Origin of the sequence: Halogeometricum rufum, from assembly GCF_900112175.1 — an archaeon.
Lineage (GTDB): Archaea > Halobacteriota > Halobacteria > Halobacteriales > Haloferacaceae > Halogeometricum > Halogeometricum rufum.
This window is the reverse complement of record NZ_FOYT01000001.1, coordinates 1,238,828-1,264,153: the sequence shown is the minus strand read 5'-3', so window position 1 is coordinate 1,264,153 and position 25,326 is coordinate 1,238,828. Positions and strand designations below refer to the sequence as shown.

Sequence of the window (25,326 nt, the reverse complement as noted above, 5' to 3'; positions counted from 1 at the left end):
CGATGTTCCTCCTCGACGATATCTTCCTCTGGCCGTTCCGAAACGTCGTGGACGTCCTGCACTCGCTGGCCGTCCAAGAGATGTACGACCCCGAATCCGTCCGGAGCGACATCAAGGAGAACCAACTGCTGTACGAACTGGGCGAACTGTCCGACGAGGAGTACGAACGTCGGCGGGCCGAACTCGAAGCCGAACTGGAGGCGGCCGAACGCGCCCGCGAACGCCTCAGCGACAAGGTGGTCGTGCAGCGATGAGCGACGACTCCGACGACGCCGTCTCGGCGCTGGTCGTGGATTCGCTCCGGGCGAGCGAGGACGCCCTCGACTACCTCGCCGGGGACGACCCGGACACCGACCTGGAGGAACTGATAGCCGACATCCAGACCGTGGCCGAGGAGGCGATAGAACTGCTGGAGACGATGGACCTCTCGGAACTCCCCGCGGCGATAGACGAAGACGAGTTGGACGAACTCGTCGTCGAGGAGAACCTCCCCGAAGCGGTCGTAAACGGCGATCCCGACGAGGCGATTCGACTCCGGAAACTCCTCGCCGTCGTCGACCTCGCCGAACTCTGGGGGTCCGTCGACGTTCGCGACGCGTGGCGCAACAAGCGCGAACTCGAAGACGCGGTGGACGACGTCGGCGACGACGACGGGGACGGAGACGACGACGGCCTCGTCTCGGACCTGACCGACGACGACGAGGAGGACGACGACTTCGACGTCGACTTCGGCGCGGAGCAGACGCTCGATACAGGTGACGACGACGTGAACGTACCCGACCAAGCCTACGAAACGGCGATTCAGTCCCAACTCGCAGACAGCGTCGAACAGTTCCGACGGGGACTGATCGAAGTCCACCACCAACTCGCTCGCATGCGCGAGGAGAACGAACGGCGCACCGAATCGGCCGAGCAGCCGAGTTCGCGGAACCCGACGGCCGCCTCGACGCTGGCCTCGACGGAGACGCGGAGTTCCGTCGACGTGAAGTACTCGACGGTCCCACGGGAGACGAAGTACTCCTCCGCGCCGAACCGAACGCGCGTCTACGGGAGCCGGTTCGACGAGTACGAGGGTGACGATGCCTGACCCGGTCCAACCGGGGCGGGACTCCGACAGCCTGGCCGACGTGGTCGAACTGCTCCTCGACAAGGGGGTCGTCATCAACGCCGACATCGTCGTCTCCGTCGGCGAGACGGAGTTGCTGGGCATCAAGCTCCGGGCGGCCATCGCGTCGTTCGAGACGGCGTCCCAGTACGGGCTGGAGTTCCCGTCCGGCACCGACATGGAGGCCGTCGAGGCGGCGAGCGAACGCCGTCGGAACCGGCAGGTGACGCCGGCGGCGAACCCGGAACTGTCGCCCACCGGCGACTACTCCGAAGTCGACGAAGAGTCCGACGGGAGCGAGGAAGCACCCGGCGAGAGCGACGGGACGACCGGCGGGAACGACGACGCCTCGGAGGACGGTGACGCGTCGAAGGACGACGACGCAGCCGAGTCCTCTGGGGACGAGTCCGAGTCGGCCCAATCGAGCGAGAAATCGACGCCACGGGCGCAGGACGAGGAGGGAGACGGATGACGACCGTCGAGGTGGACGAGAGCGGCGCGAACGGTCTCACCGCCGTCGTCGTCGCCGTCGTCGAGATACTGGTCGACGCGCTCGAACGCGAGGCCGTCAGGCGGATGGAGTCCGGGCGACTCTCCGACGAGGAGGTCGAACGGCTCGGGAGCCACCTCGCCGCCCTCGAGGCGGACCTGGAACGTCTGAAAGAGGACCAAGAGGTGGACGAGCAGGTGGACCAACTCCGCGGCGACCTCGATTCGCTCGTCACCGACGCGATTCGGCAGGTCGAGCGGGACGAACGGGGAGAGACGGCCGTGGACGAGCGAGGTGAGCAGCGATGAACGACGCCGGAGAGCGCCGGCGGACAGACGACGGCGACGACACCATCACCGACGACGAGACCATCAGCGGCGACGACACCGGTCGCTACGTCTACTGCGTCGTCCCCCGCGACGACGACGCGGCGGCGGCCTTCGACGCCGACGGCGTGGCCGGTGCCGACCTCTCCGTCGTCTCGGTCGAGTCGCTCTCCGCCGTCGTCCACGACCGAGCCGAACCGTACGAGTCCGACGCGCCCGGAGAGGTGCGCGAGTGGCTGTACGACCATCAGGCGGCCGTCGAAGCGGCCGGTGAGGCGTTCGGAACGCCCGTGCCGTTCCGGTTCGACACCGTCGTCCGCGGCGACGACGAGACGATTCGGACGTGGCTCTCGGCGAACGCGGACGCTCTCACCGAAGCGCTCGCCGACCTGTCCGGCCGGTGGGAGTACCGCGTCGAAGTCGAGTGGGACCGCGACGCCCTCGCGGAGGCACTCGCCGACGAGGACGAGGAACTCGCCGACCTGAACGAACGGCTGTCCGACGCCAGCGACGGCACCGCGTTCCTCCTCGAGAAACAGTACGAGCGCCGGGTGTCGAAACTCGCCGCGGAGCGCCGGCGACGGCGAACGGCCGAACTCGCCGCGGAACTCGAACGGACGACCGACCAGGCGGAGGAACTCGGCGACGCGCCGCAGACGCCGCTGACCGAGTCGTCGTCGGCCCCGACGGCGCGCTTCGCCGTCCTCGCGGACGAGGACGAACGCGACGCCGTCGGCGACTTCCTCGACACGATAGCCGACGAGGACGGCGCGTCCGTCCGGTACACGGGTCCGTGGCCGCCGTACACGTTCGCCCCGGACGCGTGCGCCCCGACCGGGGACGACGAGTCCGACGAACCGTCTCACGCGACGACTCCGGACTCCCACGATGGAGCCTGACCCGCCAACGGACGACGACGCGGTCGTCGACCTCGTGGACGTCCTCCTCGAAGAGGGTGCCGTCCTCGACGCCGACATCGTCGTCAGCGTGGCCGACATCCCGCTCGTCGGCATCAAACTCCGCGCGGCACTCGCCGGGATGACGACGATGCGGGACTACGGCCTGTTCGACGAGTGGGACGAACGCCTCCGCGAGGAACGGCGGCGGTCAGAAACGAGAGCGAACCGGGACTCCTGACGGGCGCGGCCCCGAAGCCACCGCCCGTCGGGAGTCGCCGTCGGGACCGAGACACCCCATTCGTCGAGTGAGGCACCCGCTTCGTCGCAGTCAGTCGCTCCGCACGTCGACTCAGGCACCCCAGCGAGTCCGACGTACGGGTGCGAGTGTGTCGCACGACCGAGCGCATCGGTCGCTTTGCTCCCCCCGACGGAGAGTTTCGGTCGTGCCCGTGTCAGTGTATTCGTCGAACGCTGTGCACGCCGTGCACGCGCTGCAGGGGTCGAACGCGGTCCCGCGCCGTCAGCAGAGGAGTTCGGCGTCGCTCCGGTGACGGTCGTACGTCTCGCGCGCCCACCGACGGACGCGTTCGTCGTCCGTCTCCACCAGTGCGCGCGGGACGCCGTCCCCGTCGCTGACGCCGATCTGCACGTCGTCCTCGAACAGGCCGACGTAGGTTCGAATCGGCTCCTCGCTCACGTAGAACGACACTCGCCCGCGTTCGTCGAGAGCGGCCCGTTCCTCGACGTACTTCCGTTCGCTCCGAAGCGTCTCCGCGACGGACGGGGAGACGACCAGTTCGTGTTCGAAGTCGTCGCGCTCTCGCCCGATGGACTGCATCGGTCGGAGTCCGACCTCCGGGAGGAGGGCGTGCAGTCGCTCCGCCGTCTCCAACCGCTCGGCGTGTCTGTCGACGGGAGCGTAGGGGTCCGCGGACGTCGAGGGATAGACGGCCGCGTCGAGGAACCACTCCCACTCCACCTCGACGCCGTCCATCGGGAACCACCGGAAGAACGGTTCCAGTCGGTCGGCCGCCTCGGCCGTCGAGAGGTACGATTCGAGCGCCGACGCCCGGAGTTCGCCGCCGGGCGTCACCCGGTACGTCGCTCCCGCCTCGTCGACCCACCCGCGCGCTACGAGTGCGTCGAGGTTCCGCGAGACGGTGGTACGAGACGCGTCGACCGTCTCGCGGAGGTCGCACCGGCTCATCGGGCCGTTTTCGGAAAGCTCCAGCATGAACGTGACTCTCACCGGCGACTGCGAGACGAACTGCAGGCCGTCGAACGCGTCCGCCGAGAACTCCTGCTCCATCGAGAACCGTGTCGAACTACTGTTACATTGAACTATCGGCAGATCGACCAGTTTGCCGACACCGTCAGCTCTCGTCGACTCCGCTCGCGGGCCTCTCGGGTTCACAGTTCTCCCGGCCGTGTGTCGCTGCAGAGATAGGAAGGAGGTGTCTCTCGCGGGTCAAGTCGGCAGCGGATGCGCCGGTCGGGATTTGGAACCACGGTCGCTCTGCTCGCTTCGCTCGCGACGCTCCCTGATTCAAACCCCTCTGTCCCGCATCACTCTCGAATCGAGTCGCGCGGAGACAGAGATCCGCGCCGTGATTCAGCGAGAAGATGCGCCGGCCGGGATTGTGAACCACGGTCGCAAATCGAAGATTTGCTCCCTGATTCAAATCCCGTCGAGTTGCATTTCTCTCACGGCTCGCTCGTCGCTACCGCTCCTCGCTCGCGGTGTTCGGGAAAATGCGCCGGCCGGGATTTGAACCCGGGCCATGAGCTTGGAAGGCTCAGGTCCTGCCACTAGACCACCGGCGCGCGTCGTTCACGTCGTTCACTCGCGCGCCGAGTAACCACCTCGCTTCGTTCGATGGTGACACTGGCGCTCACCCCGCCGAAGACGGAGTCGAACGACGTTCACTCCTCTCTTTTCGACGCCGGAATAAGGGTGTTACTCTTTGGACCCGCGAGGTCAGTCGTCGTCTGCCGTCGGTTCGGCTTCGGGCGACGCCGACTCGATGGGCGGCGCGCGCGCCTCCTCGAACTCCTCGGCGGCGGCGCGGATGCGGGCGCCCAGTCCGGGCACCTCGTCCGCGCCGACGGGGCCGTTCTCGCGCACGTCCTCCAGACTCCGCGGGAACTCGCGCAGTTCGTAGTGGATGGCGATGCCCGCCTGCGCGCCCTTCCCCATGGCGACGGGAATCTGGTTGTGACCGGGCGTGATGTCGCCGACGGCGTAGACCCCCTCGACGCTCGTCTCGCCGTCCTCGGCGACGGCGACGGTACCGTCGTCGTTGATTTCGCAGCCGAGTTGCTCGGCGAGGTTGGTGTTGTAGTTCGACCCGTACATCGGGAAGCCGCCGCGGTAGTTGCGGACGGTGCCGTCGTCGAACTCGAACGCCTCCAGCCACCCGTCGTCGGACTTCCGCATGCCCGTAATCTCCTCTTCGACCACGTCGACGGGGTGTGCGCGGAGTCGCTCGTCCGTCTCGTCGCTCCACTCGCGTTGCTCGCCGCGGAGGAGGACGTCCACCTCGTCGGTGAAGTTGAGCATGATCATCGCCACGTGGGCGGCGGCCTCGCCGGTGCCCATCACGAACACCGGCCGGTCGATGAACATGTAGGCGTCGCAGTGCAGGCAGTAGTGCAGGCCCTTGCCCGTCCGCGGAAGCGGCGGCTTCGGCCGTTCGTCGTTGAAGCCCACGCCGAACACGACCCGGTCGGCGACGAACTCGCCGTCGTTGCCGACGAGGTGGAACCGGCCGTCGTCCAGACGGGTCACCTCCGTCACGAGGTCACGGTGGACGTCCGCGCCGTACTCCTCCACCTGCTCCTGTGCGGTCCGGAGGAACTCGTTGCCGGAAACGTCCTCGGTGACGCCGATGACGTTGTGCGTGTCCACCATCATCGCCGCGCGGCCGCCGCCGCGGTCGACGACCGCCGTGTCGTGGCCCAGTCGGGCCGTGTAGAGCGCCGTCTGCAGGCCGGCCGGACCGCCGCCCACGACTACGACTTCGTACTCCTCCGCGTCGCCGATCTCAGTCATCTTGCCCGTCTGTTACCGCCGCGCATTCATAAACGCAAAGCCCGAGTGCGGCGGAACCGACCAGCCGTCTCGTGGTAACACGCAACACGGTTCGGGCAGCGAGCTACGACGCGTCGCCCGCCGCCGTCTCGTCGGCCGGGCCGACGACGGCGTAGCAGTTGCCGCTGGAGACGAACGACTCGACGACGGAGAGCGCCGACGCCTCGAGGTCGGCGGCGAACTCGTCGGTGTCGTAGATGTGGTAGTAGCGCGGGACGCGTTCGCCGCCGGGGAGCGTCCAGTCGACGGTGGTGTCGAACCCCTCGTCGGCGTCGAACCGGTCGTGTTCGACGGACCACGCGCTGACGAGTGCCCGGCCGCCCGGCGCGAGGACGCGCGCGAGTTCGGACAGGCTCGCCACGCGCGCCGTCCGAGGGCGGAGGTGGTGTAGCGTCGCCACGTAGACGGCGACGGCGACGCTGTCGTCGCACAGGGGGAGCGACGACGCGTCCCCCTGCACCAACGCCGCGTCGAACCCGCGTTCGGCGGACCGTTCGCGGGCCTGTTCGAGGAGTCCGCGACTCGCGTCGAGGCCGACGACGCGGGGGACGTGGTCGGCCATCGCCTCGGCGTGCCGGCCGTTGCCACACCCGACGTCGAGTCCCCGCGCCGGTCCCCCCGCGTCCGCACTGGCCGCCTCGCTCGCCGCCGCGGCGTAGTCGTCGAGGAACGACTCGACTTCGGGCCACGGATACTCCCGCGTCGACGAGAAGTGTTCGGCGATGCGGTCGTACGTCGCGCGGGGCGTCTCCGCGTCGTCGAGTGGCGGCCGGTCGTCGCGGGCCATGCGCCTCGAAGACGGGCCGCCTACAAAGCCGCCACGAATCGAGCCGGCGCGACGGGGCCGAGCGACCGGGGCGCGCGCTCAGAGAAACGCGAACAGCGCGTACGAGGCGGCGAGGAGGACGACGACGTGTTTCAGTCCGTCGAACACCCGACCCTCGCCGAGTTGCCCGGCGACGAGGCCCGAACAGACCGCCTGAATCGAGGCGGTGTGGAAGAACAGCAGTTCGTAGGCGGCGGTGTCGACGGTGCTGAGCCCGGAGAACACGCCCGTCGAGACGCCGCGCACCTCGCCGCTCCCGATGGCCGAGGACTGACTCGCCGCCTCGACGGCCGGGATGAACGCGAGCGTCAGGGCGACGACGATGCCGAGGAAGACGACGAAGGAGATGTAGATGACGACGAGGTACGTCAGCATCTCCTGTCTGCGCTCGCGGACCAGCCGACGGCTGTCCTGGGCCTCGTTCGCGGCGATGCGGAGGACGGGCGAGATGTCGCCGCTGGCGGCGACGGCGTTCGTCACGAGCGTCACCGCTCGGGAGACCATCGGCGCCTGCGCCCGTCGCTCGAACCCGTGGAGCGCCTCTCGGAGCGAGGCGCCCCACTGCACGTCGCGCCACGTCCGCCGGAGTTCCTCGCTGATGGGTCCGAGGTCGCTGCGCGCGAGTCGTTCGAGGCTCTGTACGACGGTGACGCCCGCCTCGTTGACGCTCGCCATCCGGTCGAGGAAGTCGGGCATCTCGCGCTGTATCGCCTTCAGTCGGCGCTTCCGAACCTCGTACGCGACGGTGACGCCGAACGCGACGAGCAGCGTCAGTTCGACCACGGTGCCGTCGACGACGGCGGCGAACTCCGTCCAGTCACCCTCGACGCCCGGGAGCAGAGCGGCGCGGAGCGCCTCGACCGCCGCCCCGCCGTCCAGCGTCGCGACGAGCCAGACGAGACCGAGTGGAACGGTCACGCCCAGCGTGTAGAGCGGGTTCTCGAGCATGCTCCGTCCCGGTCGGGCGAGCACCCGAGTCGCCGACGAGACGCGGTCGTAGACGGTCAGTCGCTCCCGGTTCGCCCGCCAGGGGTCGTCCGCGACGACGCCGCCGTCGGCGCTGACCGCCCCGGCGTCGGCGTCGAGGTCCGCCGCCGTCGTCGCGGCGTCGTCCGCCGCCGACGCGTCGGTGGCGTCGGCCGCGGACCCGGAGCGCCCCGGCCCCCGGAGCGACTCGGTGACGCTGTCCACGTAGACGACGAACCCGACGCTCGCCAGCGGAATGGCGACGTACGTCACGAGTCGGAGGAGGGGAAGCGTGTCTTGGATGACCAACCCGACGACGACGAGGATTGTGATGAAAAAGAGCGGCCCGGCGACGAGGACGGTGACGTACACCTCGGCGAACGTCGCCAGCAGTTCGAGGTACTGTCGCTGCTGGGCCTCGGACTCGGTCTGGAACCGGTCGTACTGCTCGCGGAGGAACGTCGAGAGGCTCTGCCCGCTGGCGAGGACGCTCGTGAGGTTCTCGGTGAAGTCGTCGAGTCGCTGACTCGGCGTCCGTTCGCCCATCCGCTGGAGCGCGGTCGGCAGGTCCGTCCCGAACCCCCGCACGTCGCGGACGGCGACGCCGAACTCGCGGGCCGCCTCGCCGTACACGTGCTGGTTCTCCGTCAGCGTCGCCAGCACCTTCTGGAACGGCATCCCCGACCGGGAGAGCGCGTAGACGAAGGCGATGGTCTGCGGGAGCGTCGCGTCTATCTGGATGCGACGGGCGCGCGCCCGTTGGTCGAGGTACTTCCAGCGAACGAGGTACGTCCCGACGGCCGACGCCGCGCCGACTGTGGCCCCGGAGACGAGGAGGAGCCCGAACAGTTCGAACACCGTCAGGGCGGGCATCGCCGCGACGTTCGCGACGAACCCGAGCGGACCCGGCAGCAGTTCTCGGAGCGCCGCCGCCGAGATGGCGAACGTCTGGACGACGACTGCGGCGAGGTAGACGCCGAAGACGCTCCCCGCGACGCCGAACACGGCGGCCATCAGGAGCGTCTTCGAGGCGTACACGCGGTGACTCACGCCGACGAACGCCGACCGGAGCGAGGACTCCTGCCGCCGCCGCCGCGACCCGGTCGTCACGTACCGCCCGAACAACGGGAGCGAGACGCGGGTGACGAGCAGGTCAGCGTGGCGACTCACCGGCGACAGCACCACCGGGAGACAGAGCGCGAGGGCGAGTCCGAGGGGGAGGAAGCCGACGACCATGTTACCTCGCCGGCCCGTCGTCGGTGCCCTCGTCGGACGGAAGGTCGGTCGCCGCGGGGTCGTCTGCCGACGCCTCGGACGCCGCGCGGTCGGCGGCCTGCGCTCCGGGGCCCGCGCCGACGGTCAGGCCGTCCCGTTCCTCGTGTTCGGGCGGTGCCGCCGCGTCGGCGTCGGCCGCGAGGCGGTCCATCACGCGGTCCGGGTCGGCGTAGTACTCGTTGACGAGGGCGGTGAACTGCCGGTAGTCGGAGATGTCGAGTTCGAGCAGGTACCAGAGGAACCGCTCGCGCCGTCGCACCTCCCGGTTGAGTTCCGCGCGCGTCCACCCGCGTTCGCCCTGAATCTCCGCCAGCAGCGACGAGTTGCGCTGTTCGAACGTGTCCGTCTCCGCGTCCCACGAGAACGCCCGCGAGTAGTCGAGTTCGCCGGTCCGCTGGTCGATGCCGCCGATTTCGCCGATGGAGCGGGAGCGTCGGACCCGTTCGCCGTCCGACCGAGTGAGCGTCTGGACGCAGAGCAGGTCCAGCGACTGCACCATCGCCCGGGGGACGTTGATGGGTTCGTTCTCCAGACGGTTGATGACCGTCTCGATGCTGTCGGCGTGCATCGTCGAGAACGTCGTGTGTCCCGTGTTCATCGCCTGAAACAGCGTCACGGCCTCCTCGCCGCGCACCTCGCCGACGACGATGAACTCGGGGCGGTGTCGGAGCGCGGAGCGCAGAAGGTCGTACATGTCGATGTCCGTCCCCTCGTGCATCCGACTCCGCGTGACCGAGGAGAGCCAGTTGTCGTGGTGCAGCGAGAGTTCGCGGGTGTCTTCGATGGTGAGCACCTTCGACCGCGGCGGCACGAACATCGACACCGCGTTCATCGAGGTGGTCTTGCCCGACGCCGTCCCGCCCGCGAAGATGAGGCTCTTGTTGTGTTCGATGCAGAGCCACAGGTACGCCATCTGCTCGATGGAGAACGTCCCGTACTCCACGAGGTCCACGGGCGTGAACGGGTCGTCGGCGTACATCCGGATGGTGAACGCCGACCCGTGGGGCGTCACCTCCTCGCCGAGGGCGAGTTCGGCCCGCGACCCGTCCGGGAGCGTCGTCCCGACGACGGGGTCGCCGACGCTGATGTGCCGGCCCGACCGTTGAGCCAGTCGGACGACGAAGTTGTCCAACTGCTCCTCGCCGAAGGAGACGTTCGTCTCGATGTCGGTGTAGTCGTCGTGGTACGCGAAGATGGGGAGGTCGTAGCCGTCGCAGGAGATGTCCTCGATGTGCGGGTCGGACATCAACGGGTCGATGCGGCCGTACCCGCGGAAGTCCCGCAGGAGGTAGTAGAGCAGCGTGTAGAACGTGTCCATCTCCACCTCGAGACCGTACTGTTCGAGCAACGCGCGCAACTCGCGGCGAATCGTCGTCTCGTCGGAGGGGTCCGTCTCCGCGCCGTACAGCAGGGGGTCGCGGATGTCCTCGCGGACGCGTTCGAGGAGGTCGCGTTCGAAGTCGTCGAGGTCCGGTTCGACCGCGTAGTAACAGTGTTTGCTGGCCGCGTCGTCGTACGTCACGACCACGTAGGCGTACGGCGCGTTCACCCAGTACCGGTCGACGACGTCCTCGCCCCGCGGCACCCCGAACGTGCCGAGGACGCCGTCGGAGGGGCGAAACGGGCGGACGTCGAGGGTCGACCCGCGAAGCACCTCCGCCGTCCGTCGGAGGCGTCGCCGCAGGTCGGCGAACGCCGCCTCGACACCCCACAGGCGGCCGTCCTCGTCGGTCACGCTCCCGTCGGTCGCCCCGTCGTCCCCGTCCGACGGCGCGTCCGTCTGTTCCCCCTCCCCCGAGTGGAATTCCGTCTCTGACATTGCGTCCACGTTCCGATACGTTGTCGGTCCTTCCGGTCGGAGTGACTTAACATAATGGGTGGACGTCGGACGCGGCGCTCGGTCTCACGTCCGGTCGACCGTCAGGAGGAGGACGGCGAACGCGAGGAGGAAGGCGACGCCGACGGGAATCGGGACGCCGGGGAACCCGCGGGTGGCGAGGAGGTAGGTGGCGACGGCGAGGACGGCACCGGCGAGGCCGAGGAGGCCGCCGAGGAGGCGCACAGGGTCCACGGGGCCGGACTCGACGGCGTCCTCGCGGGCGTAGTAGGCGACGGCGACGAGGAGGGCGACGCCCAGAACCGCCGCGCCGACGGTCCACGCCTCGTAGGCGACCTGAATCGAGTTGCCCGCCTGAAACGCGACGGCCGAGAGGGGGTCGGAGACGCGAACCGCGTCGGCGAACGGGACGCCGAAGGCGTAGCGAATCTGGAAGAACGGGAAGCGCACGAACAGCACCGACCCGCCGGAGACGTTCCCCGAGTACGTCACGTTCCACGGAAGCAGCGTCGAGAGGAGCGTCAGGACGACGGCGAGTGGTCCCGCGTACTCCGACCGGACCCAGACCATGCCGGATGGGCGAAACCGACCCGGTAAAAGCTACCGACTGTCCGCGGCGCAGCACCTCGGCGTCGCCGCGAGGGCGGAACTGGCGCGGACGGGGCCGTAGTCGCACAGCGTTGGGAGAGGCGTTACGTTCATACACGGTGACCTCCAACTTCGGAGCACGGAATGAGGCGCGACTACTTCGAATTGGATGTCGACCACATCGACTGGGTCGAGGCGGACGAGCCACCCCAGAAGCCGTTGGTCCGCATCGACTTTCACGGTCCAGAGGAAACGCTCACGGACCGTCTCACCGATGCCGACGGGGAACTCTTAGAGGACGGCGAGACGGACGTCGCCTTCCGCCTGCAGGGCGACGTGAACGCCCCCGACGCGACGGGCGTCGTGAGCGTCACGAACCGAATCACGGGAGACTTCGTCCTCGAACTGAACGAAGACGCCGACGACGTACTCCGGTTCATCCGCGCGGCGCGAGAGTACGGGAAGTCCGAGGCGGACGACGAGGACGGACAGTATCGAGTGGAGATACGGACAGACGACGGCGACACCGTCGTCTACGAGAAACGAACGTTCCTCGTCTACGACGCCGACGGAAACCTGCTTCGCGGCCACAGTCTCATCCCGTCCGGCGTCGAACTCTGAGACGACTTTTTCGACGGTGAGACGGCGACAGAGCCGAAACCGCACGGCCTATAACGCTCTCCTCGCTACCACTCGCCGTGGAGAACGTAACCGACCGCACGAGTAACCCGTTCGGGATGCGACCCCCGTGCGAACGGTTCGTCCCGGGATACGGCGACGCCAACGCCGACTTCCACGTCGTGGGTGACCACCCCGGCGTGCACGGCGGCGAAGTCACCGGCGTCCCGTTCACCAACGAACCGGGGATTCGCCTGCAGGCCGCGTTGGCCGAGGCGGGATTGCTGGAGACGACGGGCGACCAACCCGCCGTGAGGAAGACGTTCCTCTCGTACCTGCACATGTGCGTCGCCGAGGACACGCCGTCGCAGGGCGACTACGACGACATGGAGCGCTTCTTCGACGCGGAGTTGCGCGCCATCGCCGCGCACGTCCTCCTCCCGGTGGGCGCGCGGGCGACGCGGCAGGTCCTCGAGCACTACACCGCACAGGCGCGGAAGATAACCGTCGACATGGAGGCGCTCCACGGCAGAGAGATACGCGGAAGCGGCTTCCTCGTCCTCCCCGTCGCGGAACCCCACGACTGGGACGAGACGCACCACGACCGCCTCGTGGAGGCCATCGACGTGCTCACGTCGACCGACTTCCGCCGGGAGACCGACCTCGGGCGGTTCACCGCCGGCGGCGACCCCTACCTCGTTCGGTAGCGACCCTCATGCGTCCAATTCTCACGGTAGGGGGCCCTTACTTTCGGAATTCCCCGATTCGACCCGAAAACGCCGTTCAATTACGTAACAAAAACCATTACAATTGAACGTATTTTTGCTTTTCTCACCGTTAGCGGGACGGATACCCACCATTTGAACGGTACTCCGGAGAGCCGGAGAAGGAATTGGCACCAACGCAGGTTTTTTTACCACAACCGTCAAACGGGGTAGTGACGCGCGTGGTACGACTCCACCGGGCGCGTCAGGTAAGGAACTGCGAGACTGGTGCTCTTCGCAGTGGCTTGGTCAGTCCGGGGTCCGCGCTTGCCGCGGTCCCTGCTTCCTTCTCGACGCGAACCGAACCGTCACAGCGGCCGCGCTCTACTCAGTCGAGACGCCGCACGTCGATGCCGCCGTTGCCGGCGCGAAGCGTCAGCGACGGCCCGCCCTCGCCCAGCGTTCCGGCGACGCGCGACGGCGAGATGCTCGCCTCGGTGAGTTCGAGACCAGACACGTCCACCGCGCCGTTCGTCACGCGCGCCTCGAACGCCGCGTCGACGTCCGGCGAGATGGCGGCGTCGATGCCGCCGTTGGACGCGCTGACCTCCGTGTCGCCGCGTATCGCCGGGATGTCCACGCTGATACTCCCGTTCCCGGCGGTGACGCCGTCGATGCCGCCCACGTCGCGCGCCTCGATGCCGCCGTTACCCGCCTGAAGCGTCAGAAAGCCCGGCATGTCCTCGGCGACGACGCCGCCGTTGCCGGCGCGAAGCGTCGCGTCGCCGTCGACGCCGCGCACGTCGACGCCGCCGTTCGCCACCTCCGCGAGCGTGAGCGACATCGAGTCGGGCAGTTCGACGCGCAGGTCCGTCGAGACGCGCGAGACGTCCGACGGGTAGACGACTTCGAGCGTCAGGACGCCGTCGCTGACCGAGCGGTTCACCGAGATGCGGTCGAGGACGCCCTCGTCGACGCCGAACCCGCGTTTGGTCACCGCGACGCTGACGGCGTCCCCGGAGCCGGTGCGCACGGTCACGCCGCCGTTCCGGTTCAGAATCCGAGCGCTCGTCGCTCCCTCGGGCGTCACTTCGAACGACTCCTCGGTGCGCGTCTCCAGTCCCGGCGCGCTACACCCGGCGAGGAGCCCGACGATTCCCGCTCCGGTCGCTGCGAGCAACTGACGACGACTCGTGCCTCGTGGCGATGTGGTTCTCATACCCACTACATGTGCAGCACACGACAAGAATCCCCTCTGACACTCGCTCTCAGAGTTCGGCGGCCGCGCGACGCAGCGCGTCGTACCCGCCCGTCCGCAACGGCTCGCCGTGGCCCACGCACGCCGCCTCGAACGGGTCGATTCGGTCCGCCACGTCGGCCAGACTCGCCCGGTTCCGTTCGACGTCGTAGCAGATGGCCCACGGCGACGGCGACAGTCGCCCGCCGGACTCCGTGACGAGGTCGCCGAGGAACGCCGCGCCGTGGTCGGCGTGGTGGTAGACGACGTGTCCGGGCGTGTGGCCCGGCGCGCGGTGGGCGACGAACCCGCCTATCTCGTCGCCGTCGTTGACGCGGCGGACCTCGTTGTCCGGGACGTCGAGGAAGAGTCGGGCGGCGCGTTGGAACGCCCCCTTGTGGTTCCCCAACGGCGGGTCGGCGTCGCCGAGGAGGAACGAGGCGTCCGGTTCGGCCGCGTAGACGGGCACCGCGGGGTCGAGTCCGAGCGTCGCGAGCGTCCCGACGTGGTCCAGGTCGTAGTGGGTGAGCAGGACTCTGTCGACGTCCGCGGGCGAGAGGCCCGACTCCGAGAGCATCCTGCGCATCCGGTCGCCGTCCCACGGCGTCCCGGCGTCCACGAGCGTCACGGTGCCGTCGTCGTCGACGAGGTACGCGTTCACGCCGCGACAGCGAAACCGACGAACCGCACCCGGTTCGAGTGTCATGGTCTCCCTTCGGTGCGCCGTCACAAAAGTCGGTCCGTCAGCGCCACCGCTCGACGAGGTACCAGCCCAGGTCGGCGAGGTACGCCGTCGTCGAGACGAGAGGGAGGAGGACGAGTGCGAGCGAGAGGCTCGTCGCGCCCGCGGTCACGACCGTCCCCAACGCCAGCGAGGCGAGGGGGAGGAGGCCCGCGAGGGGGTAGAGGTAGAGGTAGTAGTTCCGCCACCGGTTCACGCTCGGCATCTCCCTGAGAACGACGAGGAAGACGACGGCGAGCAGTACCGTCGCCGCGGGGAAGGCGAGGGCGAGTCCGGGGTCGGCGTCGGCCGCGGCGAGCGCGAACGCCCCCGGCGGCGAGAGCCCGTAGTCTGCGGTCACCGCCGTTCTCGGGGCCGTTCGGGCCGCGGCGGCGAACGCGGACACCGAATCGGCGTTCGCGCGGAGGTAGACGGCGAGGCCGCCGAGGTAGGCCAGGCCGGCGAGAAACACCGCGAGGAAGGTGTACCACCGTCGCTTCAGGTTCGCCGGAACGAACCCCGCGTCGGCGTCTCCCTCCTGCGGCGACGCCGCCTCCGCGTGCGTTCGGCCCGACTCCGCTCGGCCGCCCGAAGACCGTCGAGACGAAGACTGACGGGAGGCGTTTCGGTGGGCGGAGGACCCACTGGAAGAGGACCGGTGAGAGGCGGACTGGTTGGACGAGTTCCGACGCGACGAAGACTGGCGGGACGAGTTCCGACGCGACGAAGACTGGTTGGACGACGACCCGTTCGTCGCGCCCGTGCGGGAGCGACTGCGCGAGGACGACCCTGTTCGGTTCGTACTCGACCCGGTCGAACGGGACCGGTTCGACGTGGCGGAACCGCCGCGAGCGTTCCGCGACGAGTCGTCCCAGCGCCCGCCGCGGGCGGCGTCGCTCTCCGTCGGCACGCCCGTGGTCGGGAGGCCGTCCAGTCGACGGTTCACGTAGGTCGCGTGTCCCATCCGGTCGTACGCCTCGCGCTTCGTCTCGTCGGAGAGCACCTCGTACGCCACTCGGAGGGTCTTGAACTGGCCGCTGGCACGCGCGTCGTCGTTCACGTCCGGATGGTACTCGCGGGCCTTCTCGCGCCACGCTCGCTTGACGTCGGCCTGCGTGGCGTCCTCGGGGACCTCCAGGAGGTCGTAGAAGTCGTCCATTCGGTCGAACTGCGGTACGAAATCCCGCGATTTGAATGTACCGGGTCCGACGGGTCAGCTCGACGATACGAACAGTTCGAGGACGTACAGGAGGACTGCGCCGCCGACGGCCACGGCGGCGGCGTAGGCGTGAATCTGCCACGCGCGCCGCAGGTCGGCCCGACGGTTCGCCTCGTCGGTCACCTGTCGGCGGGTGTCACCGTCGGCGGACACGTCGTAGATTCCCAGCGCGGCGAACCCGGTACAGAACTGGTACTTGCCCTGGAAGTAGCCCTCCGCGGCGCCGAACAATGGGACGGCGGCGAGGACGAGCGCCCACGCCGGGCCGCCGAATCCGAACACCCACGTCACGAGTCCGAGCGTGGCGACGGCGGCGACGGCCCCCAGCGCGTACCGACGCCGCTGTTCCGCCTCGCCGATGTTGCACGCACCGGGTCGGTAGTCGGCCATGCCTGACAGTCCGGCCTCGACGGACGAAACGCTACCGACCGAGGCGCAGTCCGCCGATACCGCGGCGCGCCGCGGGGGAACGGCGTCCGCCGGTGCGACGCCGCCCTCCGAGATAGCAACCCTCATCATCGTTCATACCGACGCGGGAGACATGGACCTCCACCGAATCCGACTCGGGAACACGGTGTTCGAGGGTCGGAACAACGCCTACCTCCTCACCGGCGACGTGACCACACTCGTGGACGTGGGGGCGTCGCAGGACGCGATTCGGGACGACCTGCACGCCGGACTCGACGAGGCCGGAGTCGGCGTGAGCGACATCGACCAGATTCTGCTCACCCACCACCACGCCGACCACGCCGGCCTCGCGGGCGAACTCCAGGCCGAGAGCGGTGCGGTCGTGCGCGTCCACGAGGCCGACGCACCCCTCGTCGCGGGCGACGCCGCCGCCCTCGACGCCGAACGCGACGTTCGGCTTCGCCGCTTCGAGGAGTGGGGTATCCCCGCCGACAAGCGCGCGGAACTGAACTCGTATCTGGAGATTCTGGGCGACCTGCAGGGCGACCCGGTGGACGCGGTGTCGATGACCGACGGCGACCGAGTCGCCGCCGGCGACGGCGAACTCGAAGTCGTCCACCTGCCCGGCCACGCCGCCGGTCTGGTCGGGTTCGTCTTCGAGGCGGACGGCGGCGAACAGGCGTTCGTCGGCGACGCCATCCTCCCGAAGTACACGCCGAACGTCGGCGGTGCGGACCTCCGCGTCGAGCGACCGCTGGCGACGTACGTCGAGAGCCTCGCCGCCATCATCGAACGCGACTTCGACCGCGCGTGGCCCGGTCACCGCGACCCCATCGCCGACCCGACGGCCCGCGCCGCGACCATCCTCGACCACCACCGCGACCGGACCGACCGCGTCGTGAACGTCCTGCGGGACCACGGCCCGGCCGACGCGTGGACGGTGAGCGCGCGCCTGTTCGGCGAGTTGGAGAACATCCACATCCTCCACGGGCCCGGCGAGGCGTGGGCCCACCTGGACCACCTCGTCGAGGCCGGCGTGGCCGCCCGCGACGGCGACGAGTACCGCCTCGTGGACGACGACCCGGACGTCGCCGCGCTGTTCCCCAAGACGAAATACTGAAACGCCGCGACCGGAAAGAGGAGGGCATGGAACTGCGGGTCATCGACAAGACGGACGAGGAACTCCGCCTCGAAATCGCCGGTGAGGACCACACCTTCATGAACGTCATCAAGGGCGCACTGCTGGAGACGCCCGGCGTCGCCGCGGCGACGTACGACATGAACCCCGAGCAGTCGGGCGGTCAGACCGACCCGATTCTCTCGGTGAAGACGGAACCGGGCACCGACCCCCTCGACGCCCTCGGCGACGCCTCCCGCCGCGTGCAGGAACTGTCGACGAACTTCACGTCCGCGTTCGAAGCGGCGCTGTAGCGGTCACTCGTACGTCTTCTCGCCGGCGCGAATCGGCACTTCGAGCCAGTTCTCCATCGGGACGAGCGGACACTCGTACTGTTCGTTGTACGCGCAGAACGGGTTGTAGGCGTAGTTGAAGTCGAGCACCCACGCGTCGCCCTCCCTGTCGTCGGGGTCTTCGAGGTCCAGATAGCGCCCGGCGCCGTACGTCTCGTCACCGCTCGTCGCGTCGCGGAACGGCACCCACAGGCGCATCTCCTCCGGTTCCGAGCGGTAGGCGTCGAGGCTCACCGTCTCGCCGTTCACCTCGAACGCGAACGACCCCCAGACGAGGTAGTCGCGTTCGCCCTCGGTCGTCGTCTCGACGGTGATGGTCTCCTTCTCCTCGTACTCGTCGAGTTCGACGACGACGCGGTAGGAGGGGTCGGGGTCGAAGTAGTCCAGACCGTCGAACGACTCGCGTTCGGCCGGTGGGAGCGGCGAGTGCGGGTCGTCGGCGAAGAACTCGTCCTTGTGCGCGCGGTGGGTCAGCAGCGCTTCGCGCCACGCGTCGGTGTCGAGCGAACTCATACCCGTCAGTACGCCGTCGAACGACTTGAACGTCGGCGTCGCCTGCGCGTCCGTCACACGACCGGATGGAAGCGGCGCGCCGGACGGTGCCAGCGGCGACGGGCGGAGACGCCGGGCGGGCGAAGCGCTGACCCGGGGACGACTCAGAGTCGGACGGGCACGTCGCGTTCGGCGAGGTACTCCTTGACGTCTCGAATCGAGTACTCGTCGAAGTGGAAGATGGAGGCGGCCAAGCCGGCGTCGGCGTTCGCCTCGGTGAACACCTCGTACATGTCCTCGGGGCCGCCGCACCCGGAGGAGGCGATGACCGGCGTCGAGACTTCGTCGCAGACGGCCTTGGTGAGGGGGATGTCGTAGCCGTCCTTGGTCCCGTCGGCGTCGATGGAGTTGACGAACAGTTCGCCCGCGCCGCGGGACTCGGCTTCGCTGGCCCACTCGACCACGTCGACGCCGGTTCCCTCGCGGCCGCCCTTGACCGTGCACTCGAACCAGCAGGACTCGCCGTCGGCCTCGGCGTAGAACTCGCCCTGCTCGTCGTAGCGACGACGGGCGTCCACGGAGATGACGATGCACTGCGAACCGAACGCCTTCGCGCCCTCGTTCACCAGGTCGGGGTTCTGGAGCGCCGCGGTGTTGATGGACACCTTGTCGGCCCCCGCGCGAAGCGTCTCTTTGATGTCCTCGCGGGTTCGGATGCCGCCGCCGACGGTGAGCGGGATGAACACCTCGTCGGCGACGCGCGAGACGGTGTCGAGCATCGTCGCGCGCCCCTCGGCGGAGGCGGTGATGTCGAGGAAGACGAACTCGTCCGCGCCCGCCTCGTTGTACAGTTTGGCCATCTCCACCGGGTCACCGGTGTACTGCAGGTCCTCGAAGTTGACGCCGGTGTAGACGGCGGGATTCCCGTCCTCGTCCAAGTCGACGTCGATACAGGGGATGATGCGCTTCGTGAGCATTCGCTACCGGAACGTTCGCGCATGGGCCGTTTGACCGTTTCGACTGTCGTGGTTCTTGCACCCGGAGACGACGGGCGTCGCCGGACGAGGTTTCAAGTGCGAACCCGCGGCCACTCCCGCCGTGACCTGACCCCGACCACGGCGCGGGCCGCGGGTGTGCGACACGCCGCGCCGTGAACGACCGTGTCGCCTGTTCGCCCCTCGGTTCCTCCGGCCCCGGTCCTCACCGCGCCCGGTAGACGCGCGCCTCCCACGGGCGGAGGTCCAGCGTCTCGTCCACGCCGTCGTCGGCGTCGTAGTTCCCGAGTGCCAGCGTCGCGTCGCCGACCAGTTCCGCCGGCGCGTCGTACGTCGTCGCCTCGTCGGCGAAGTTGAGGACGACGAACAGTCGCTCGTCGCCGAGCGTCCGCGTGTAGGCCCACAGCGACTCGTGGTCCGGTGTGAGCGGGTCGTAGTCGCCGTAGACGACCACGTCGTTCTCGTGTCGGAACTCGACGAGTCGGCGGTAGTAGTGGTAGACGGAGTCCTCGTCGGCGCGTTCGGCCTCGGCGTTCACCTCGCCGTAGTTCGGGTTGACCGAAATCCACGGCTCCGCGTCCGAGAACCCGGCGTGCTCCTCGTCGGACCACTGTACCGGCGTCCGCGCGTTGTCCCGACTGTTCGCTCGGAGCGCCTCCTTCACCGCGTCGAACGACTCGACGACTCCCCGGTCCAGGGCGGTCCGGACGGGGTTGAGCGTCCCCACGTCGCGGAAGTCGTCCAGCGACTCGAACGGGTAGTTCGTCATCCCCAACTCCTCGCCCTGGTAGACGTACGGCGTCCCGCGCAGGGTGTGCAGGAGCGTGCCGAGCAGTTTCGCCGACTCCCGTCGGTACTCGCCGTCGTTCCCGAACCGCGACACCATGCGAGGTTGGTCGTGGTTGTTCAGGTACAGCGAGTTCCAGCCCTCGTCGGCGAAGGCGGCCTGCCAGCGGTCGAACACCGCCTTCAGGTCGGTGAGGTCCCAGTCGGCCGTCTCCCAGATGCGCTCGCCGCGGTCCAAGAGGACGTGCTCGAAGTGGAACAGCATCGAGAGGCCGTCGCCGTCCGGTCCGGGCGAGACGTACCGTCGCGCGTGTTCGACCGGAAGGGGGTCGCCGATCATCTCGCCGACGGTCAGGAACCCCCTGTCGAGCACTCGGTCGCGCATCTCCCCGAGGAACTCGTGGACGCGCGGCCCGTTCGTCACCCGGTCGATGGTGCGAATTCCCGCCTCGGGGTCGGTGCTCGGCAACCCCTCCGGTTTGGAGACGAGGTTGATGACGTCCATCCGGAAGCCGTCGATGCCCTTCTCTATCCACCAGTTCATCATCTCGAACACGTCGTCGCGGACGTCCGGGTTCTCCCAGTTCAGGTCGGGTTGCTTGCGGTCGAACAGGTGGAGGTACCACTCGCCCGTCGCCTCGTGGTACGCCCACGCCGGCCCGCCGAAGAACGACTCCCAGTCGTTCGGCGGTACCTCGCCGTCGGGGCCGACGTCGTACGTTTCGTCGACTTCGGCCGCGTCGCGCCCCTCGCGCCAGACGTAGTAGTCGCGGTAGTCGGCGTCGCGCGACGTGAGCGCGTTCTGGAACCAGTCGTGTTCGTCCGACGTGTGGTTCACCACGAGGTCCATGATGAGGCGGATGTCGTGGTCGTGGAGCGTGTCGAGTAGTTCCTCCCAGTCGGCCATCGTCCCGTACTGCTCGTCGATGGCGCGGTAGTCGGCGATGTCGTAGCCGTTGTCCGCCTGCGGCGACTCGTAGACGGGGTTGAGCCACACGACGTCGACGCCCAGGTCGTCGAGGTGGCCGACCCGGTCCACGATACCGCGGATGTCACCGACGCCGTCGCCGTCGGAGTCGGCGAACGACCGGGGGTACACCTGATAGACGACCGCTTCCTTCCACCACCGACGACGCTCGCCGTTCGGGAGTCGCTCGCCGGCGGCGTCCGTCTCGAAGGTCATACGGTACCCTCGGCGGTGACTCACTTAGGCTCCGGTGGCCGCCGCGGGATTCGGTTGTTCTTTTATCCGGGGGTTCCAATCGCCGGCTATGACCGACGAACCCATGCAGAATCCGAGCGACCAGTACGAGAGCGACCACGACCAGTACGACGACGCCCACCACTCGTCGGACCCCGGCCGCGTCACCTCCCCGATGCAGGAGTTCTCGACGGGCAAGGCGGCGACCGGTTTCGTCGTCCTCGTCGTCGGTCTCGTCGTCGTCTTCGGACTCCCGCTTCTCCTCTGAGAACCGGCAAGCGGTACGAGGTTCCGGTTCCCCGCCGGTTTTGATGCCAGCGGTGCAACGACGACTGTGAAATCTATCGTCGTCACCGAGTTCGGGAGCAGCGACGTCCTCGAAGTGCGGGAGACCGAGACGCCGGAACCCGGTCCGGGGGAGGTCCGAATCGACGTGGCCGCCGTGGGCCTCAACTTCGCGGACGTGATGCAACGTCGCGGTCACTACCGCGGCGGTCCGGAACCGCCGTTCGTCCCCGGTCTGGAGGCCGCCGGCACCGTCGACGCGGTCGGTGAGGGCGTCGAACGCGACGTCGGCGACAGCGTGGTCGCACTCACCGACGAGGCGTACGCCGAGTACGCCACCGCGTCCGAACAGTCGCTGTTCGACGTGCCGGAGGGGATGTCGTTCGCCGAGGCGGCGGGCTTTCCCGTCCAGTTTCTCACCGCGTACAACTGCCTCCACAACTGGGGCGACGTCACCGCGCACGACCGCGTCTTGATACACGCCGCGGCGGGCGGCGTCGGGACGGCGGCCGTCCAGTTGGCCGACCACGCCGGTGCGGAGTCGTTCGGTACCGCCAGCACGCAGGAGAAACTGGACCTCGCGGCGGACCTCGGTCTGGACCGTGGCATCAACTACGAGGAGTCGGACTTCCGCGACGTCGTCGACGAGGAGACGGACGGCGACGGCGTGGACCTCGTGTTGGACGGCGTGAACGGCGAGACGTTCGACCGGAGTCTCGACGTCCTCTCGCCGTTCGGGCGCGTCGTCGTCTACGGCGCCGCCTCCGGCGACGTCGCGTCGGCCGACACCACTCGACTGCTGTTCGAGAACAAGTCGGTCGTCGGCTTCCACCTCGGCAACGCCATCGAGAACGACCCCGCGCGCGTCCTCGGCGCGGTCAACGACCTGCAACGCCTCCTCGTGCAGGGCGAACTCGACGTCGTCGTCGGCGAGACGTTCCCCCTCGAAGACGCGAAGGCGGCGCAGGAGTACCTCGAGAACCGACAGAGCGTCGGGAAAGTCGTCCTCGAACCGTAGCGCGTCGCTCCGAGTCCGGACGCGTCCCGGCATCGGCCGAGTGGACGGCTAGCAGATTTTTCCGGACTCCGCTCCTATCGGGCGTATGCCAACTGTCGAGTTCGAAGTCGCAGACTACGACGTGGCGGTCGAACCGTGGAGTCCCATCGAGCGTCGTATCGTCCTCCGGGGTCCGGAGGAGGACGGCGGGCGCGACGAGGCGACGCTCCTCTTCACGACGAATCGGACGGAGACGGGCGTCGTCTCCAACGTCGGCGGTGAGGGTGGCGTCTCGGTGTGGGCGTACTTCGACCTGGAGGACTACGACGACGTGCTGCACCTCGTCGAATCCGACACGGCGGTCCACCTGCACTACGGACACGTGAGTGGGTCGGGAAGCACGCGCACGCTCTACTTCGTCTCGGTCGAGACGTCGGCGGCCACCCCGGGGCAGGGGGACGACGGCATCGAGGAGTCGCTCCCGTTCGGCGCGTACGAGTCGGACGAGTCGATCGAGATTCCGGTCGAGGTCGAACGCGAAGGCGTCGAACGCGTCCGCAACCGGTCGGTCGAACAGAACTGAGTCGTCGGCCGCCCGTCCGGGGAGTCGAGCGCCGGTGTGTTTTAATCGAGTTCGCGCGCGATGACGTCGCGCAGGTCGACTATCTCGTTGACGCCGTAGTCGAGCGTCTCGTCGGCGACCGACAGCGACAGGCGGCCGTCGTCCGTCGCAGCGCCGAGCGTCGTCACGGGGGCGACGCCGTCGAACGCCTCGCGGACCGCGTCGGCGTCCGTCGTCTCGACGACGGCGCGGCCGGGCGTCTCGTCGAACAGCGTGAACACACTGTCGAGTGCGACGTCCGCGCCCGCGTCGGCGGTGACCATCTCCGCGAGGGAGACGGCGAGGCCGCCGTGGCTCACGTCGTGGACCGCAAGCGTCGTCTCGGCGTCGGCCACGTCGGCCAGCGTCGTCAGCACGTCGCCGGCGTCCGCGGGGAGTTCGGGGAAAGCGTCGGACCCGCCCATCCGCGCGAGGTACTCCGACCCGCCGAGCGCGCCGCCGGAGTCCCCGACGAGGAGCAGTTCGCCCTCGCCCGCGAACGCCGCGGGCGGCGCCTCGTAGCCCGCCTTCGTCCCGACGACGGCGAGCGTCGGCGTCGGCGGGATGGGCCCGGCGACGGAGTCGTTGTAGAGCGAGACGTTCCCGCCGACGACGGGCACCGAGAGCGCCCGGCACATGTCGGCGAGGCCGTCGACGACGGCCTCGAAGCCGCCGTACACGTCCGGCTTCTCCGGGTTACCGCCGTTGAGGCAGTCGACGGCCGCCAGCGGGGTGGCACCCTTCGTAGCGAGGTTCGTCGCGTTCTCGAGGGCGACGGCGCGCGCGCCGTCGTACGGTGCGCACGTCGTCCAGTTGGGGTTCGCGCCCGCGGAGATTGCGAGGCCGACGCCCGCGTCGCGGATGGCCATCACCGCGGCGTCGTCGCCGGGGCGGACGGCCGTCCGCAGGCCGACCTCGTGGTCGTACTGCCGGTACACCCAGCGCTTCGACGCCGTGTTCGGCGACCCGACGACGGCCTCGAACGCCGCGGTGAGGTCGGCGTCCGGCAGGTCGCGGTCGGGTTGCTCGGGTGCGACCGAGTCGAGGTCGTTCATCGGCGCGCCCTCCGCGAGGAACTCCGGGGGCACGTCAACGACGGTCTCTCGCTGGTTCCCCTCGCTTCCCTCGAACGTGCAGACGTAGTTGCCCTCGGTCACCTCGCCGATGACCGAGCAACCGAGGTCGTACTTCTCGGCGATCTCGGCCACGCGGTCGACGTGCTCCGGGCGCACCTCGTAGCACATGCGCTCTTGGGACTCCGCGAGGAGGATTTCGAGGGCGCTCATGTTCGGTTCGCGCTGGTGGACGCGGTCCAGCGCAATCTCCGCGCCGAACCCGCCCTTCGCGACGAGTTCGGACGACGCGCCGCCGAGGCCCGCGGCCCCGAGGTCACGCGCCGACTCGACGAGGCCGTCGGTGACGAGTTCCTCGTTCGCCTCGACGAGCAGTTTCTCCGAGTAGGGGTCTCCCACCTGCACGGCGGGGCGGTCCTCGGTCTCGGCGTCCTCGGCGAGGTCCTCGCTGGCGAAGGAGGCGCCGCCGAGGCCGTCGCGTCCCGTCGCGTTGCCGACGAGGACGAGTTTGTTGCCGGCCGACTGGGCCTCGGCGGTGACGAGGCGGTCCGCGTCGAGGAGGCCGACGCAGGCGACGTTCACCAGCGGGTTACCCTCGTAGTCCTCGTGGAACTCGACGCTCCCGGCGACGGTGGGGACGCCGATGGCGTTGCCGTAGTCGGCGATGCCCTCGACGACGCCCTCCAGCAGGTAGCGGGAGTGCTCGCGGTCGAAGTCGCCGAAGTAGAGGCTGTCGGCCAGCGCGATGGGGTAGGCGCCCATCGACAGCGTGTCGCGGACGATGCCGCCGACGCCCGTCGCCGCGCCGTCGTAGGGGTCGACGTACGAGGGGTGGTTGTGGCTCTCGATGCCCATCGTAACGTACGTCTCGCCGTCGGTCGTCTCCGCACCGTCGGACGTCGGCAGGCGGACCACGGCCGCGTCGTCCCCGGGGCCGACGACGACCTGGTCGCCCTCCGACGAGAACGCCGAGAGGAGGGGGCGCGAGGACCGGTACGCGCAGTGTTCGCTCCAGAGGTTCTCGAAGAGCACCGTCTCCGCCGGCGTCGGGTCGCGTCCGAGTTCGGCCACGACGAGTTCGCGGTCCGCGTCGGAAAGACTCATTCATTGACGTGG

At 68.8% G+C, this 25,326-nt stretch carries 27 protein-coding genes and 1 tRNA gene; 13 read left to right on the top strand and 15 right to left on the bottom strand.

The window, feature by feature from the left end; translation table 11 throughout:
* The first annotated feature begins 2 nt into the window (after positions 1-2).
* Genes gvpG through gvpM form a run of 6 tightly spaced genes read left to right on the top strand, consistent with a single transcriptional unit; the run spans position 3 to position 3,058 of the window.
* A complete protein-coding gene (gene gvpG / locus BM310_RS06630) occupies positions 3-254 on the top strand; it encodes a gas vesicle protein GvpG (RefSeq protein WP_089805788.1) in 252 nt (83 codons plus the stop codon).
* Positions 251-1,087 carry a hypothetical protein gene (locus BM310_RS06625; RefSeq protein ID WP_089805786.1) on the top strand — a complete coding sequence of 279 codons (837 nt, stop codon included), beginning with the start codon at positions 251-253 and terminating at the stop codon, positions 1,085-1,087. Before gvpG ends, BM310_RS06625 begins: the two co-directional genes overlap by 4 nt.
* On the top strand, positions 1,080-1,577 hold the full coding sequence (gene gvpJ / locus BM310_RS21925; RefSeq protein WP_089807061.1) for a gas vesicle protein GvpJ: 498 nt from the start codon (positions 1,080-1,082) through the stop codon (positions 1,575-1,577). Before BM310_RS06625 ends, gvpJ begins: the two co-directional genes overlap by 8 nt.
* The gene (gene gvpK / locus BM310_RS06615) at positions 1,574-1,903 is read left to right on the top strand and encodes a gas vesicle protein GvpK (RefSeq protein ID WP_089805784.1); all 330 of its coding nucleotides are present in this window, start codon (positions 1,574-1,576) and stop codon (positions 1,901-1,903) included. Before gvpJ ends, gvpK begins: the two co-directional genes overlap by 4 nt.
* On the top strand, positions 1,900-2,820 hold the full coding sequence (gene gvpL / locus BM310_RS06610) for a gas vesicle protein GvpL (RefSeq protein ID WP_089805782.1): 921 nt from the start codon (positions 1,900-1,902) through the stop codon (positions 2,818-2,820). Before gvpK ends, gvpL begins: the two co-directional genes overlap by 4 nt.
* Positions 2,810-3,058 carry a gas vesicle protein GvpM gene (gene gvpM, locus BM310_RS06605; protein ID WP_089805780.1) on the top strand — a complete coding sequence of 83 codons (249 nt, stop codon included), beginning with the start codon at positions 2,810-2,812 and terminating at the stop codon, positions 3,056-3,058. Before gvpL ends, gvpM begins: the two co-directional genes overlap by 11 nt.
* 282 nt (positions 3,059-3,340) lie before the next feature.
* Here the strand turns inward: gvpM and BM310_RS06600 are convergent, their stop codons facing one another.
* The 7 genes from BM310_RS06600 to BM310_RS06570 all read right to left on the bottom strand — a co-directional run bounded on the left by BM310_RS06600 (position 3,341) and on the right by BM310_RS06570 (position 11,385).
* Positions 3,341-4,129, bottom strand: a complete 789-nt coding sequence (locus tag BM310_RS06600; RefSeq protein ID WP_089805779.1) for a helix-turn-helix transcriptional regulator — start codon at positions 4,127-4,129, stop codon at positions 3,341-3,343.
* A 444-nt stretch (positions 4,130-4,573) separates the two neighbouring features.
* Positions 4,574-4,644: transfer RNA gene (locus BM310_RS06595), tRNA-Gly, on the bottom strand.
* Between the two features lie 154 nt (positions 4,645-4,798).
* Positions 4,799-5,872 (bottom strand): NAD(P)/FAD-dependent oxidoreductase, encoded by a 1,074-nt coding sequence (locus tag BM310_RS06590; protein WP_089805777.1) that lies wholly within the window; start codon positions 5,870-5,872, stop codon positions 4,799-4,801.
* 103 nt (positions 5,873-5,975) lie between these two features.
* Positions 5,976-6,698, bottom strand: coding sequence for a class I SAM-dependent methyltransferase (locus tag BM310_RS06585; protein ID WP_089805775.1), 723 nt, complete (start codon positions 6,696-6,698; stop codon positions 5,976-5,978).
* 78 nt (positions 6,699-6,776) lie between these two features.
* Positions 6,777-8,939 (bottom strand): type II secretion system F family protein, encoded by a 2,163-nt coding sequence (locus BM310_RS06580; RefSeq protein WP_089805773.1) that lies wholly within the window; start codon positions 8,937-8,939, stop codon positions 6,777-6,779.
* Position 8,940: 1 nt separating this feature from the next.
* Positions 8,941-10,797: a type II/IV secretion system ATPase subunit gene (locus tag BM310_RS06575; protein WP_089805771.1), complete on the bottom strand. Its 1,857-nt coding sequence runs from the start codon at positions 10,795-10,797 to the stop codon at positions 8,941-8,943.
* Positions 10,798-10,881: 84 nt separating this feature from the next.
* Positions 10,882-11,385 (bottom strand): DUF7549 family protein, encoded by a 504-nt coding sequence (locus BM310_RS06570; protein ID WP_089805769.1) that lies wholly within the window; start codon positions 11,383-11,385, stop codon positions 10,882-10,884.
* A 162-nt stretch (positions 11,386-11,547) separates the two neighbouring features.
* Here BM310_RS06570 and BM310_RS06565 point away from each other — a divergent pair, with 162 nt between their 5' ends.
* Both BM310_RS06565 and BM310_RS06560 read left to right on the top strand, forming a co-directional pair.
* Positions 11,548-12,024 (top strand): DUF5793 family protein, encoded by a 477-nt coding sequence (locus BM310_RS06565; RefSeq protein WP_089805767.1) that lies wholly within the window; start codon positions 11,548-11,550, stop codon positions 12,022-12,024.
* A gap of 77 nt (positions 12,025-12,101) precedes the next feature.
* On the top strand, positions 12,102-12,728 hold the full coding sequence (locus BM310_RS06560) for a uracil-DNA glycosylase family protein (protein ID WP_089805765.1): 627 nt from the start codon (positions 12,102-12,104) through the stop codon (positions 12,726-12,728).
* Positions 12,729-13,113: 385 nt separating this feature from the next.
* Here the strand turns inward: BM310_RS06560 and BM310_RS06555 are convergent, their stop codons facing one another.
* The 4 genes from BM310_RS06555 to BM310_RS06540 are packed head-to-tail and all read right to left on the bottom strand — an operon-like array spanning position 13,114 to position 16,292.
* On the bottom strand, positions 13,114-13,944 hold the full coding sequence (locus tag BM310_RS06555) for a DUF4097 family beta strand repeat-containing protein (protein WP_245778435.1): 831 nt from the start codon (positions 13,942-13,944) through the stop codon (positions 13,114-13,116).
* A 49-nt stretch (positions 13,945-13,993) separates the two neighbouring features.
* Positions 13,994-14,668 (bottom strand): MBL fold metallo-hydrolase, encoded by a 675-nt coding sequence (locus BM310_RS06550; protein WP_089805763.1) that lies wholly within the window; start codon positions 14,666-14,668, stop codon positions 13,994-13,996.
* A 37-nt stretch (positions 14,669-14,705) separates the two neighbouring features.
* Positions 14,706-15,842, bottom strand: coding sequence for a DnaJ domain-containing protein (locus BM310_RS06545; RefSeq protein WP_089805760.1), 1,137 nt, complete (start codon positions 15,840-15,842; stop codon positions 14,706-14,708).
* Positions 15,843-15,896: 54 nt separating this feature from the next.
* On the bottom strand, positions 15,897-16,292 hold the full coding sequence (locus tag BM310_RS06540; RefSeq protein ID WP_089805758.1) for a hypothetical protein: 396 nt from the start codon (positions 16,290-16,292) through the stop codon (positions 15,897-15,899).
* Positions 16,293-16,443: 151 nt separating this feature from the next.
* Here BM310_RS06540 and BM310_RS06535 point away from each other — a divergent pair, with 151 nt between their 5' ends.
* Entirely contained in the window at positions 16,444-17,430 is a 987-nt protein-coding gene (locus BM310_RS06535; RefSeq protein ID WP_089807057.1) for an MBL fold metallo-hydrolase, read from the top strand.
* A 26-nt stretch (positions 17,431-17,456) separates the two neighbouring features.
* The gene (locus tag BM310_RS06530) at positions 17,457-17,741 is read left to right on the top strand and encodes a DNA-directed RNA polymerase subunit L (RefSeq protein ID WP_089805756.1); all 285 of its coding nucleotides are present in this window, start codon (positions 17,457-17,459) and stop codon (positions 17,739-17,741) included.
* 3 nt (positions 17,742-17,744) lie between these two features.
* On the opposite strand, the gene BM310_RS06525 is transcribed toward BM310_RS06530, so the two are convergent.
* The 3 genes from BM310_RS06525 to BM310_RS06515 form a co-directional block, all read right to left on the bottom strand.
* Positions 17,745-18,293 (bottom strand): DUF1684 domain-containing protein, encoded by a 549-nt coding sequence (locus tag BM310_RS06525; protein ID WP_089807055.1) that lies wholly within the window; start codon positions 18,291-18,293, stop codon positions 17,745-17,747.
* A 143-nt stretch (positions 18,294-18,436) separates the two neighbouring features.
* Positions 18,437-19,249: an imidazole glycerol phosphate synthase subunit HisF gene (gene hisF / locus BM310_RS06520; RefSeq protein ID WP_089805754.1), complete on the bottom strand. Its 813-nt coding sequence runs from the start codon at positions 19,247-19,249 to the stop codon at positions 18,437-18,439.
* A 223-nt stretch (positions 19,250-19,472) separates the two neighbouring features.
* Entirely contained in the window at positions 19,473-21,236 is a 1,764-nt protein-coding gene (locus tag BM310_RS06515; protein WP_089805752.1) for a glycoside hydrolase family 13 protein, read from the bottom strand.
* A gap of 88 nt (positions 21,237-21,324) precedes the next feature.
* Between BM310_RS06515 and BM310_RS06510 the strand changes: the two genes are divergently transcribed.
* From BM310_RS06510 to BM310_RS06500, 3 genes are all read left to right on the top strand, one after another.
* A complete protein-coding gene (locus tag BM310_RS06510) occupies positions 21,325-21,522 on the top strand; it encodes a DUF7550 family protein (protein ID WP_089805750.1) in 198 nt (65 codons plus the stop codon).
* 66 nt (positions 21,523-21,588) lie between these two features.
* Positions 21,589-22,557 (top strand): quinone oxidoreductase family protein, encoded by a 969-nt coding sequence (locus BM310_RS06505; RefSeq protein ID WP_089805747.1) that lies wholly within the window; start codon positions 21,589-21,591, stop codon positions 22,555-22,557.
* An 85-nt stretch (positions 22,558-22,642) separates the two neighbouring features.
* The gene (locus tag BM310_RS06500; RefSeq protein ID WP_089805745.1) at positions 22,643-23,119 is read left to right on the top strand and encodes a hypothetical protein; all 477 of its coding nucleotides are present in this window, start codon (positions 22,643-22,645) and stop codon (positions 23,117-23,119) included.
* Positions 23,120-23,160: 41 nt separating this feature from the next.
* Here the strand turns inward: BM310_RS06500 and purL are convergent, their stop codons facing one another.
* Positions 23,161-25,314: a phosphoribosylformylglycinamidine synthase subunit PurL gene (gene purL / locus BM310_RS06495; RefSeq protein WP_089805743.1), complete on the bottom strand. Its 2,154-nt coding sequence runs from the start codon at positions 25,312-25,314 to the stop codon at positions 23,161-23,163.
* Between the last annotated feature and the right edge of the window lie 12 nt (positions 25,315-25,326).